The 12,727-nt window shown below is 68.3% G+C and carries 11 protein-coding genes; all 11 read right to left on the bottom strand.

From position 1 onward, the window contains the following. Positions 1-65: 65 nt before the first annotated feature. On the bottom strand, positions 66-761 hold the full coding sequence (gene urtE, locus ACSVC7_RS21950; RefSeq protein WP_448206683.1) for an urea ABC transporter ATP-binding subunit UrtE: 696 nt from the start codon (positions 759-761) through the stop codon (positions 66-68). 54 nt (positions 762-815) lie between these two features. After that, complete coding sequence (gene urtD, locus ACSVC7_RS21945; RefSeq protein ID WP_448206684.1) at positions 816-1,562, bottom strand: urea ABC transporter ATP-binding protein UrtD; 747 nt, start codon at positions 1,560-1,562, stop codon at positions 816-818. 3 nt (positions 1,563-1,565) lie between these two features. Then, positions 1,566-2,705, bottom strand: coding sequence for an urea ABC transporter permease subunit UrtC (gene urtC, locus ACSVC7_RS21940; protein WP_448206685.1), 1,140 nt, complete (start codon positions 2,703-2,705; stop codon positions 1,566-1,568). 4 nt (positions 2,706-2,709) lie between these two features. Next, a complete protein-coding gene (gene urtB, locus ACSVC7_RS21935; RefSeq protein WP_448206686.1) occupies positions 2,710-4,311 on the bottom strand; it encodes an urea ABC transporter permease subunit UrtB in 1,602 nt (533 codons plus the stop codon). A 139-nt stretch (positions 4,312-4,450) separates the two neighbouring features. Next, positions 4,451-5,746, bottom strand: a complete 1,296-nt coding sequence (gene urtA / locus ACSVC7_RS21930) for an urea ABC transporter substrate-binding protein (RefSeq protein ID WP_448206687.1) — start codon at positions 5,744-5,746, stop codon at positions 4,451-4,453. 211 nt (positions 5,747-5,957) lie between these two features. Continuing rightward, positions 5,958-6,821, bottom strand: a complete 864-nt coding sequence (locus ACSVC7_RS21925) for a sugar phosphate isomerase/epimerase family protein (RefSeq protein ID WP_448206688.1) — start codon at positions 6,819-6,821, stop codon at positions 5,958-5,960. Between the two features lie 166 nt (positions 6,822-6,987). Then, positions 6,988-8,160: a dihydrodipicolinate synthase family protein gene (locus tag ACSVC7_RS21920; RefSeq protein WP_448206689.1), complete on the bottom strand. Its 1,173-nt coding sequence runs from the start codon at positions 8,158-8,160 to the stop codon at positions 6,988-6,990. A gap of 15 nt (positions 8,161-8,175) precedes the next feature. Next, positions 8,176-9,327, bottom strand: coding sequence for a Gfo/Idh/MocA family protein (locus ACSVC7_RS21915; RefSeq protein ID WP_448206690.1), 1,152 nt, complete (start codon positions 9,325-9,327; stop codon positions 8,176-8,178). After that, the gene (locus ACSVC7_RS21910) at positions 9,324-10,697 is read right to left on the bottom strand and encodes an enolase C-terminal domain-like protein (RefSeq protein WP_448206691.1); all 1,374 of its coding nucleotides are present in this window, start codon (positions 10,695-10,697) and stop codon (positions 9,324-9,326) included. The genes ACSVC7_RS21915 and ACSVC7_RS21910 overlap by 4 nt, the downstream gene beginning before the upstream one ends. Positions 10,698-10,824: 127 nt before the next feature. Further along, positions 10,825-11,655: an ABC transporter ATP-binding protein gene (locus ACSVC7_RS21905; protein ID WP_448206692.1), complete on the bottom strand. Its 831-nt coding sequence runs from the start codon at positions 11,653-11,655 to the stop codon at positions 10,825-10,827. 21 nt (positions 11,656-11,676) lie between these two features. Continuing rightward, positions 11,677-12,687 carry an ABC transporter substrate-binding protein gene (locus ACSVC7_RS21900; protein ID WP_448206693.1) on the bottom strand — a complete coding sequence of 337 codons (1,011 nt, stop codon included), beginning with the start codon at positions 12,685-12,687 and terminating at the stop codon, positions 11,677-11,679. Positions 12,688-12,727 lie beyond the last annotated feature (40 nt).

Below are 12,727 nucleotides of genomic sequence, written 5' to 3'. Positions count from 1 at the left end.
CTTGGGAAGCACAGGGGTGCGGAGCCCGGCCGCGGCCTTCGCAGGGATGGCTGGAGGAAAACGGGTCAGACGGTGAGATACCGCCGCACCTCGCTCTCCACCAAGCCGTTGCGGCTGCCGGACAGCATGACCTCGCCGCGCTCCATCACCGCCCAGTCGTCGGCGAGGTCGCGCGCGAACTCGAAATACTGCTCCACCAGCAAAATCGCCATGTTTCCCTTGTCGCGCAGGTAGGCGATCGCCCGCCCGATGTCCTTGATGATGGAGGGCTGGATGCCCTCCGTCGGTTCGTCCAGCACCAGCAGCTTCGGCCGCGTCACCAGCGCCCGCCCGATGGCGAGCTGCTGCTGCTGCCCGCCCGACAGGTCGCCGCCGCGCCGGTCGAGCATGGACTTCAGCACCGGAAACAGCTCGAACACCTCGTCGGGGATGGAGCGCTCCGACCGCTTCAGCGGCGCGTAGCCGGTCAGCAGGTTCTCCCGCACCGTCAGCAGCGGGAAGATCTCCCGCCCCTGCGGCACATAGGCGATGCCGCGCCGCGCCCGCTCGTAGGGCGCCAGCTTCGTGATGTCGCCGCCATCCCAATGGACCGCCCCGCCGGACACCGGCTTCAGCCCGACGATGGCCCGCAGCAGGCTGGACTTGCCCACCCCGTTGCGCCCGAGCAGGCAGGTGACCTTGCCCACCTCCGCCGTCAACGACACCCCGCGCAAGGCCTGCGCCGCACCGTAATGAAGATCCACCGAACGAACGTCGAGCATGCGCACCCCCACTGAAAATCCCCTCTCCCCTCTGGGGAGAGGGAATGTCGTTCGTCACCGCCCCAGATACACGTCGATGACCTGCTGGTTGGCGCTCACCGTGTCCAGCGATCCCTCCGCCAGCACAGACCCCTCGTGCAGCACCGTCACCTTCACCCCCAGTTCGCGGACGAAGGCCATGTCGTGCTCCACCACGATCACCGAATGCTTGCCGGCGATGTCCTTCAGAAGGCGGGCGGTCTGCTCCGTCTCCGCGTCGGTCATGCCGGCAACCGGCTCGTCCACCAGCAGCAGCTTCGGGTCCTGGGCCAGCAGCATGCCAATCTCCAGCCACTGCTTCTCGCCGTGCGACAGGCTGCCCGCCTCGCGGTCGCGCTTGGGCGACAGGCGGGTGATGTCCAGGATCGCCTCGATCCGCGCCCGGTCCTCGCGCCCCACGGCGTAGGTCAGCGTCCGCAGCGGCCGGCGCGGCGCCTTCAGCGACAATTCCAGATTGTCCCAGACCGTATGGTTCTCGAAGACCGTCGGGCGCTGGAACTTGCGGCCGATGCCCAGGTTGGCGATGGCCGCCTCGCGCAGTGCCGTCAGATCGGTGGCGCCTTCGAACAGGATGGTGCCGGTGTCGGGGCGGGTCTTGCCGGTGATGACGTCCATCATGGTCGTCTTGCCGGCCCCGTTCGGCCCGATGATGGCGCGCATCTCGCCGGGCTCGATCACCAGCGACAGGCTGTTCAGCGCCCGGAAGCCGTCGAAGCTGACCGACACGCCGTCGAGGTACAGAAGGGTGTCCTGAACGCTCATGCCTCAAACCCCCTTCTGACCGGCGGGCTTGGCCGCCACGGCTCCACGCGACGGCAACCGCTGCCGCACCTGCGCGGCAAGCCCCAGGATGCCCTTGGGCAGGAACAGCGTGACCAGCACGAACAGGCCGCCGAGAGCGAACAGCCACAGTTCCGGCAGCGCCGCCGTGAAGTAGCTCTTCCCGAAATTCACCAGCACCGCGCCCAGCACGGCGCCCACCAGCGTGCCGCGCCCGCCGACGGCGACCCAGATCACCGCCTCGATGCTGCTGGCCGGGGAAAATTCGCTGGGGTTGATGATGCCGACCTGCGGCACGTAGAGCGCGCCCGCCACGCCCGCCATGCAGGCCGACAGCGTCCAGGCGAACAGCTTGTACCGCTCCGTCTCGTAGCCCAGGAAGCGCACCCGGCTCTCCGCGTCCCGCACCGCCACCAGCACTTTGCCGAGCTTGGAGGCCACCACCCCCGCCGCCAGCACATAGCCCACCGCCAGCGCCGCCACCGTCGCCACGAACAGCCCGACCCGCGTCGCCGGGGCCTGGATGTCGAAGCCCAGGATTTCCTTGAAGTCGGTCAGCCCGTTGTTGCCGCCGAACCCCATGTCGTTGCGGAAGAAGGCCAGCATCAGCGCGAAGGTCAGCGCCTGCGTGATGATCGACAGGTAGACGCCCGTGACCCGCGACCGAAAAGCGAACCAGCCGAAGGCGCCGGCCAGCAGCCCCGGCACCAGCACCACCATCACCGCCGCGAACCAGAACTGGTCGAAGCCGTGCCAGTACCAGGGCAGTTCCGTCCAGTTCAGGAAGACCATGAAGTCCGGCAGGACCGGGTTGCCGTAGACGCCGCGCGGGCCGATCTGGCGCATCAGGTACATGCCCATGGCGTAGCCGCCCAGCGTGAAGAAGGCCGCGTGCCCCAGCGACAGGATGCCGACGTAGCCCCACACGAGGTCGAGCGCCAGCGCCAGCAGCGCGAAGCACAGATACTTGCCCAGCAGCGCCACCGTATGCGTGGACAAATGCCAGGCGGAGTCCGCCGGAACGGCCAGCGCCATCACCGGCACCGCGACGGCCAGCACCGCCAGGACCGCCAGCAGCGCGCCGCCCTTCTTGTCCAGCCCCATCAGGAAAAATCGGGTCAGCATCGGATCAGGCCTCCACCGCCCGGCCCTTCAGCGCGAACAGGCCGCGCGGACGCCTCTGGATGAACAGGATGATGAAGATCAGCACGAGGATCTTGCCCAGCACGGCACCGGCGTAGGGCTCCAGGAACTTGTTGACGGAGCCGAGCGCCAGGGCGCCCACCAGCGTCCCCCACAGGTTCCCCACCCCGCCGAACACCACGACCATGAAGCTGTCGATGATGTAGCCCTGCCCCAGGTTGGGGCTGACGTTGTCGATCTGGCTCAGCGCCACGCCGGCCAGCCCGGCGATGCCGGACCCCAGCCCGAAGGTCAGCGCGTCCACCCGCGCGGTGCGGATGCCCATGGCGCTGGCCATGTTGCGGTTCTGCGTGACGGCGCGGATGTTCAGCCCGAAGGCGGTCTTCTTCAGCGCCACCAGCAGCGCCGCGAACACGACGAAGGCGAACACCACGATCCACAGCCGCCCGTAGGTGATGGTCAGCCCGCCGACCTGAAAGGCGCCGGACATCCAGCTCGGCGCCCCCACCTCCCGGTTCGTCGGCCCGAACAGCGACCGCACCGCCTGCTGCAAGGCCAGCGACAGGCCCCAGGTGGCGAGCAGCGTTTCCAGCGGACGCCCGTACAGCCAGCGGATCACGCTGCGCTCGATGGCGACGCCCACCGCGCCGGACACCAGGAAGGCGACGGGCAGCGCCACCAGGATCGACAGGTCGAACAGGCCGGGCGCCCAGGTGCGGAAGGCCTCCTGCACCAGGAAGGTCGCGTAGGCGCCGATCATCACCATCTCGCCATGCGCCATGTTGATGACGCCCATGACGCCGAAGGTGACCGCCAGCCCGATCGCCGCCAGCAGCAGCACCGACCCCAGCGACAGCCCGTACCACAAATTCTGCGCCGCCCCCCACAGGGCGAGCCGCTGTTCCACGGACGCGATGGCCTTGTCCGCCGCCGCCTTCACCGCCTCGCTGCCGCTTTTCGCCGCGTTCAGCAGCGCCAGCGCGTCCTGATCGCCACGCGCCTTCAGGACATCGACCGCCGCCAGCTTCTCGGCATCGGGAGCGTTCGAGGCCAGCACCACGGACGCCCGCGCCTCCGTCATGACCCGCTTCACACCGGCATCCGTTTCCTTCGCCAGCGCCACGTCCAGCGCCTCCAGCGCGTTCGCGTCACGACTCTTGAACACAGCCTCCGCCGCCTGCCAGCGCACCCCCGGATTGGGGCTCATCAACGTCAGGGCACCGAGCGCCGCGCTCAGTGAACGTCGCAAACTGTTGTTGATCTTGATCTTCTCGACCGCGTTGCGGTCCGCCTCGCCCAGCGCGGCGCCGGTCAGCGGATCGGTCAGCGCGTAGCCGTTGCCGGCCCTTTTGGCCACGACCACCGCACCGTCCGCCTTGCGAACGTGCAGGTCGCCGGCCTGCAAGGCTTCGATCACCGGCACCGCCGCCGGGTCCCCGGTCTCGGCCAGCTTGGCGAGTGCCTTCTCGGTGTCGGCGTAACCGCCCACCCCCAGCCCGCGCACCAGCGGAGCCAGGTCGGCGGCAACGGCGACGGGCGAGGCCAGCGCCAGGAACACGGCCAGCATCCAGCAGAGTGCGCGTGGCATCGCGGTTCTCATGTGATGGAGGTTCGTAGGTTGGGCCAAGCGTCAGCGCGGCCCAACATGTCGGCACAGAGAGGAAGTGTTGGGCCGCGCTTGCGCTTGGCCCAACCTACGGCCTACGGCCCCCTGCGTCAGGCCGTCGTCACGACCCCTTGCCGCCGCACTTGCCGGTCTTCACGTTGAAGTTCCCGCAGGACATCGGCGCGCGCCAGTCGGAGATCAGGTCCTTGCTGTCCGGCAGGAAGTCCGACCACTCGTCGCCGGGGACGAGGCCCGGGGTCTTGGAGACGGTCTCGAACTGGCCGTTCTCCTGCACCTCGCCGATCAGGACCGGCTTGGTGATGTGGTGGTTCGGCAGCATGGCCGAATAGCCGCCGGTCAGGTTCGGCACGGCGACGCCGATCAGGCTGTCGATGACGGAGCTGCTGTCGGTGGTGCCGGCCTTCTCGACCGCCTTCACCCACATGTTGAAGCCGATGTAGTGCGCCTCCATCGGGTCGTTGGTGACGCGCTTCTCGTTCTTGGTGAAGGCCCGCCACTTCTTGATGAAGTCGGCGTTCTCCGGCGTGTCGATGGACTGGAAGTAGTTCCAGGCGGCCAGATGCCCGACCAGCGGCTTGGTGTCGATGCCGGCCAGCTCTTCCTCACCCACGGAGAAGGCGACGACGGGGATGTCCTGCGCCTTGATGCCCTGGTTGCCCAACTCCTTGTAGAAAGGAACGTTGGCGTCGCCGTTGATGGTGGAGACGACGGCGGTCTTCTTACCGGCGGAGCCGAACTTCTTGATGTCGGCGACGATGTTCTGCCAGTCGGAATGGCCGAACGGGGTGTAGTTGATCATGATGTCCTCGGACTTCACGCCCTTGGACTTCAGATAGGTTTCCAGAATCTTGTTGGTCGTGCGCGGGTAGACGTAGTCGGTGCCGGCCAGCACCCAGCGCTTCACGCCTTCCTTCTCCGCCAGATAGTCCACGGCCGGAATGGCCTGCTGGTTCGGGGCCGCACCCGTGTAGAAGACGTTGCGCGACGATTCCTCGCCCTCGTACTGCACGGGGTAGAAGAGGATGCCGTTCAGCTCCTCGAACACCGGCAGCACCGACTTGCGGCTGACGGAGGTCCAGCAGCCGAACACGGCCGCGACCTTGTCCTTGGTGATCAGCTCGCGCGCCTTCTCGGCGAACAGGGGCCAGTTGGAGGCGGGATCGACGACGACCGGCTCCAGCTTCTTGCCGAGCACGCCGCCCTTCTTGTTCTGCTCCTCGATCAGCATCAGCATGACGTCCTTCAGCGTCGTCTCGCTGATTGCCATGGTGCCGGACAGGGAATGCAGGATGCCGACCTTGATGGTGTCTTCGGCCGAGGCGGGAGCCGAGAAGCCCGCCGCGAGACCGAGCGCGAGCCCGGCGGCGGCGACAAGGGAACGACCCGTCTTCAACATTGTGATGAACCCCCCGTTGTTGCCGGACGCCCGTCACGGGCGCCACGGGGGCTCATTCGCAAACGCGGTGCCAGAACCCGAACATTGTCGGGAATCGAGCAAATCCGCCAAAGTTTCCGCGCCGGCCTTCGCCCAAGCCCTGTGCAGAGTCATATGACTTGCACAGAATTGCGTCACGCCACTCGCGTTGCTCGGTTTTTAAGCATATCCATCAGACCGCCACCCGATGCCGCTCGATGCAGGTGGCGAGCACCTCGTCCATCGGCCGCTCCCACCAGTGGTTCGAGAAGATCTCGACCTCGGAGAAGCCGGCGAAGCCGCAGGCCTCCACCCAGCCGCGGATGCGCGGGATGTCGATGACGCCATCCCCCATCATGCCGCGGTCGAGCAGCAGGTCGGTGGTCGGCACCAGCCAGTCGCAAACGTGGAAGGCCAGCAGGCGTTTCCCACTGGCGCGGCGGATTTGCGCCTCCAACTCCGGATCCCACCAGACGTGGTAGACGTCCACCGCCACCCCCAGCGCGCCGGTTCCGTCCGGATCCAGCCGGTCGCAAATATCCAAGGCGTGCCGCATCGTGTTCACGCAGGCCCGGTCCGCCGCGTACATCGGGTGCAGCGGCTCGATGGCCAGCGGCATTCCAACCCCGCGCGCGTAATCCAGCAGTTCCGCGATGCCGTCCTCGACCTGCGCCCGCGCGCCGGCGATGTCCTTGCCCGCCGCCGATCCGGGACGGGAGAACTGCGGCAGCCCCCCGACCACCAGCACGAGGCACGGCGCACCCAGCGCCAGCGCCTCGTCCACCGCGCGGCGGTTGTCGTCGCGCACCTCCGCCCGGCGCTCCGGATCGGCCGGGAACATGCCGCCCCGGCAATAGCCGGACAGGGCCAGGTCATGCTCCCGCACCGCCCGCACGGCGCGCTCCAGCCCCACGGCAGCCACCTGATCGCGCCATGGCGAAATGGCGCGGATACCCCGCCGCGCGCAGCCCTCGACGATCCGCACGAGATCGCCCTGCTTGCGAACCGTCGCCGTGTTGATCGACAGCCAGCGATGATCGCCGGAAAAATCCCGCATTGCCCTGCCTCTCCCCACACATTCAATCCCCTCTCCCCTCTGGGGAGAGGGTTAGGGTGAGGGGGTCCCGCAACGCCTGCGCTCTCGGTCCCCCGCGAACCCCCTCACCCTTCCCACTTCGTGGGCCCCTTCCCTCTCCCCGGAGGGGAGAGGGAGTGTGTGGCCCTCACACCGCCTCGACGCCGCGCACCGCCAGCACGTCGGCCATCCGCCACAGCGCCTCCTGCGGGTCGCGCAGCAGCCCGGCCCGATCGGCCAGCCGGAAGATCTCCGCCAGATGCAGGGTGGAGCGCGCGCTTTCCTGGCCACCGATCATGGTGAAGTGGTCCTGGTGGCCGTTCAGGTAGGCCATGAAGACCACGCCCGTCTTGTAGAAGCGGGTCGGCGCCTTGAAGATGTGGCGGGACAGCGGGACGGTGGGCGCCAGGATCTCGTGGAACCGGCCCTGCTCCCCCGCCGCAAGCTCCGCCAGGGCCGCCGCCGCCGCCGGGGCGATGGCGTCGAAGATGCCGAGCAGCGCGTCGGAATGGTGCTGCCCGTCGCCGGCGATCAACTCCGCGTAGTTGAAGTCGTCGCCGGTGTACATGCGCACGCCGGGGGCGAGCCGCCGGCGCATGACAATTTCCTTCTCCTTGTCGAGCAGCGAGATCTTCACCCCGTCCACCTTGGACGCGAAGTCGTTGATGATCCCGACCGCCGTGTCCATGGCGGAGTCGAGGTCCCTCGTCCCCCAATAGCCGGCCAGCGCCGGGTCGAACATGTCGCCCAGCCAGTGGAGGATGACCGGATTGCGCACCTGCGCCAGAATGCGCCCATAGACGCGCACGTAGTCCTCCGGCCCCTTCGCCACGCGGGCCAGCGCGCGGGACGCCATCAGGATGACGTGCCCGCCCTGGCTCTCCACCGCACCGACCTGCGTCTCGTAGGCGCGGATCACATCGTCGAGGCTGCGGGCGTCCTCCGGCGCCAGATGGTCGGTGCCGGCCCCGCAGGCGATCAGCGCCCCGCCACGCGCCTTGGCGGCGGACAGGGAGCGCCGGATCAGCTCCTGCGACGCCGCCCAGTCCAGCCCCATGCCCCGTTGCGCCGTGTCCATGGCCTCGGCCACGCCGAAGCCCAGATCCCACAGATGCTCGCGGAAGGCGATGGTGCGGTCCCAGTCGATGGCGGGCGTCAGCCACGGGTCGTTGTCGGCCAGCGGGTCGGCCACCATGTGCGCGGCGGCGAAGGCCACGCGGTTCAGCGGCCGGTCGGTGCGCGCCGGGAATCCCCGCGCGGGTTGCAGCCGATAGTCCTCCAGCGTGCGATCCGCCAGCGGCAGCTTGATGCTCATCTCCATGGAAGATCCCTCCGCTCAGGCCGTCAGCGACGGAACGTCGATCCAGCGGCGCTCCTGCCAGCTCTTCAGCGCCGCCTCGACGAGCTGCACACCCTTGGCGCCCTCGATCAGGCCGTGCGGGAAGGGCGTGTCCTCCACGACGTGGCGGATGAAGGACTCCCACTGCGTCTTGAAGCCGTTGTCGGTCGGCTGGTTGTCGGGCACCGGCTGCCACGTGCCGTAGAAGTCCATGGTCTGCTTCTGGTCCGGGTTCCACACCGGGCGCGGCGTGCCCTGGCGCGGCTGGATCATGCAGTCGCTCAGCCCGGCCACCGCCGAGCCCAGCGTCCCGTCCACCTGGAAGGTCACCAGATCGTCGCGGTACACGCGCGTCGCCCAGGAGGAGTTGATGTGGGCGATGACGCCGCCCTCAAGCTCGAACGTCGCGTAGGCCGCGTCGTCGGCGGTCGCCTCATACCGGCGCCCCTGCTCGTCCCAGCGTTCCGGGATGTGGGTGGCGCCCAGGCACGAGACGCTTTTCACCCCGCCGAACAGGTTGTCGAGCACGTAGCGCCAGTGGCAGACCATGTCGAGGATGATCCCGCCGCCGTCCTCCGTCCGGTAGTTCCAGGACGGCCGCTGCGCCGGCTGCCAGTCGCCCTCGAACACCCAATAGCCGAACTCGCCGCGCACCGACAGGATGCGGCCGAAGAATCCGCTGTCGCGCAGCATCTTCAACTTCTGCAGGCCGGGCAGGAACAGCTTGTCCTGGACGGTGCCGTTCTTCACGCCCGCCTGCTCGGCCAGCCGGACCACACGAAGCGCTTCCTCCAGGTTCGTGGCGATGGGCTTTTCGCAATAGACGTGCTTGCCGGCGCGGATCGCCATTTCCAGCAGCTTCGGCCGCATCTGCGTGGTGCCGGCGTCGAAGAAGACGGTGTCGTCCGGGTTCGCCAGCGCCGCTTCCAGATCGTCGGTCCAGCGCTCCACGCCGTGGCGCTGGGCAAGCTCGCGGATCTTCTCGGCGTTGCGGCCGACCAGGATCGGGTCCGGCATGACGCGGGAGCCGTCGGACAGGGTGACCCCGCCCTGCGCCCGGATGGCGAGGATCGACCGGATGAGGTGCTGATTCATCCCCATGCGGCCGGTCACGCCGTGCATGATGATCCCGAGGCGCTTGGTGCTCATGGTACGGACTCCCTGAGAGATTCTGTTTTTTGTAGGGGCGGCAGGCTGTCCCACACGGGCTCCGCCGCGCTGGCGAAGCCGGGGACGGCCAGGGATGCGGTCGGCAGGCTCCCGCCCGCCGTGGCGAGGCGGACGGTCCCGTCCTCCCCGCGCGTGTAGACATCCGGGTGCGCCGCCAGGAAGGCCTCGCCCTCCGGCGCGCCGTCGAAGCCGTTGACGTACTGGTGCCCGTTGCGCTCCGCGTGGCCGATGCCGAGCAGCGCCACCAGCGCGGTGTCCTGCTGCACGGCCAGCCCCGCCTGACAGGTCAGGTCCTCGGCCGAGATGAAGTGCGGCGCCCCCCAGGCGGCGCAGCGCGCCCGGTTCAGCAGGGCCTTGTACAGCCCCTTGCAGGACTTGGACGACACGCCCCGATACCCAACAGAACGAGCATGCGGGAAAGCGTCGTAGCCGTCGTCGGACTCGTCGATGATGAAGGGAATGCGGTTGGCGACGCAGCCCAGCGGCTCGGCCAGCGCGCGCTCGCGCGCGATCGGCTGCTCGATGTACAGCAGGCGTTCGCGCAGGCTTTTCAGGGCGGGCTCGCCTTCCAGCGCCCGCACCAGCCCGGACAGGGCATCGGCGTCGGCGTACTGCTCGTTGCCGTCCAACGTGGCGCGGTAGCCCCCGGCCACCTCGTCCAGCACGCCGGCGACGGCCTTCAGCCGCGCGACATCGGCACCGACATCCCCGCCCATCTTGATCTTGAAGCGGTACAGCCGCTGGCGGGCCAGCAGGCCGCGCAGCTCCTCCGGGTCGTCCAGCAACCCGACCGTGTGCCGGATGGCGACCGCCCCCAGCGGCTTCAGCCCGGCCAGAAGGCCGCCCAGCCCAAACCCCGCCAGATCGGGCGTCAGCCGCGCGTCCAGCCCGGTGACGTTGGCGCTCATGCCCGTGAAAAAGTCCGTCCCGAGCGCCCGCAGCAGCCCGTCCAGCACCGCCTTGTCGATCAGCGCCGGCCCATAGTTCGCCGTCAGGTCCCCGCCACAGGCCCCGTGGGCCGCCGCGTGGTGCCCGAAAGCCGTGTCGAGCGTCCGGTCTCCCAAATAAGCTTCGCGGGCATTGCGCAGCGAGCGCCTCAAGCCGTCCACCGTCTCCGCCGGGCTGAGCGCCGGGTTCTTGTCGAACCATTTCGGCATCATCATCTCGGCGGTGCCGCCCCAAGCCTCGCCGTGGCCCTCCACCGACACCAGGGCGCGCACGAAGGCCTGCGGCGCCGCCTCCACCGTCACCGCCCCGAAGCGGAAGGGCTTCACGAAGCGGACGGGGCGTTCGTGGAGGTCGATCGCGAGAATGCGGAGGCGGGGCGCGGTGCCCCCTCCCCCCCGCACTTCGTGCGGGTCCCTCCCTCCCCCGCTTCGCGAGAGAGGGCCAAAGTCCCCTCCACCGCGAAGCGGGGGAGGGTTAGGGAGGGGGCCACCGTCGGCACGGCACGGCGTGTCCATCACCCGACCCGCCTCAATCCAAATGCCCTTGGGCGTTGAAATGCGCCCGGATGCGCTGGGTCAGCTCGATGAAGACCGGGTGCCCCATCACGTCCAGCGTCCGCGGGCGCGGCAGCGGCACCTCATAGGTCGCGGCGATGGTCCCCGGCCGTTCCGACATCACCATCACGCGATCGGCCAGGAACACCGCCTCGGGGATGGAGTGGGTGATCAGCATCACCGTCTTGCCGGTTTCATGCTGGATGCGCTGAAGCTCCACGTTCATGCGCTCGCGCGTCATGGCGTCGAGCGCGCCGAAGGGCTCGTCCATCAGCAGGATCTTCGGGTCGTGGACCAGCGCCCGGCACAGCGAGGCCCGCTGCTGCATGCCGCCGGACAGTTGCCAGGGATACTTGTTCTCGAACCCCTCCAGCCCGGTCATCCGGATCAGCGCGCGGGCGCGCTCCAGGTACTTTTCGCGCGGCAGGCGGCGGACCTCCACCGGCATCATGATGTTGCGCAGCACCGACCGCCAGGCGAGCAGCACCGGGCTTTGGAACACGATGCCGACGTCGTCGTGCGGCTCGGTCACCGTGGTGCCCTCGATGCGGATGCTGCCGCTGGTCACCGGCAGCAGGCCGGCGACCATCTTCAGCAGCGTGGACTTGCCGCAGCCCGACGGCCCGACGACGACCAGGAACTCCCCGTCCCGCACGTCGAAGGTGATGGGACGCAGGGACGGCACCTCCCCGTCGCGGGTGCGGTAGGTCTTCGTCACGCCGTCGATCTGGATCAGGGTCTTCTGCGACAGGCGCGCCGTTTCCGCCTCGGCCGACCCGACGACTTTCAAATGAGGCTGTGCCATCCCGGCTCTCCCGCTTTGCGCTTACTGGCTGCTGCCGGTCAACGCCGGGGTGGCGTCGGGCAGGAAGTCGCGGGTGTAGAAGGCCTTCGGGCCCTTTTTGGCCGAGGCGTCCACGCCGCCATACTCGACCAGCAGGTTGACCGTTTCGGTCATGTTTTCATCCGTCACGCGGAAGGGCCGCTGGTCGCGCGTCTCCGCCGTGCGGTAGAGCGGCGTGGTCAGCTCGAAGCCCTCCAGCAGGGTGGCTTCCTGGCCGGCCTTGGGGTTGGCCTTCAGGATGGCGGCGACGGCCTCCTTCGGGGCCTTCTCCGCCCCCTCGACCGCCTTGGTGGTGGCGGCCATGAAGCGCTTCACGAGGTCGGGGTTGTCCTTCAGCGTGTCCTTGTGGGCGATGATGCCGCTGGAGACCATGTTGACGCCGTAGTCGGCGAAGCGGATCGGCGTCACCGACTTGCCGGTGGCGTCCTTGATCTTCATGCTCTGGTCCATGACGTAGCCGAGCAGCAGGTCCGCCTGCCCGTTGATCACGGCGTTCAGCTTGGTCTGCGCGTCGCCGGACACGACGCGGAAGTCGCTGTCCTTCAGCCCGGTCTTCTTCAGGAACAGCGGCCAGATCTGGGACATGCTGTCGCCCGGCGTCATGGCGACGGTCTTGCCCTTGATGTCCTCCGGCTTGCGGATGTTCTTCTCGGAAAAGCCCATGGCCGACATCGGGTTGACCTGCAGCAGCACGCCCGGCGAGGTCACCGGCGCGCCCTTCACGGCGGCCTTGATCATGGTCGGCACGTCGACATAGCCGAAGGTCGCCGTCTTCGCGGCCACGGCCTGGGTCGTCACGGCGGAGCCGCGGCCTTCCTGGATCTCCAGGTCGATGCCCTCGGCCTCGTACAGGCCCTTGTCCTTGCCGTAGTAGAAGGGCGCGTGCTCCCCATAGACGTACCAGTTCAGCATCAGCGTGACCTTGTCGGCGGCCTGCGCCGGCAGCGTCGCGGACGTCAGCGCGCACAGCGCCGCGAAGAGCGTCTTCCTCATGTCGTCTCGTCTCCTCCCGTTGATTCCGGCTTTTTTGCCG

The organism is Azospirillum mesophilum (genome assembly GCF_053470405.2).
The sequence above is the reverse complement of the archived record's forward strand: the minus strand, read 5'-3'. Positions and strand labels throughout refer to the sequence as shown.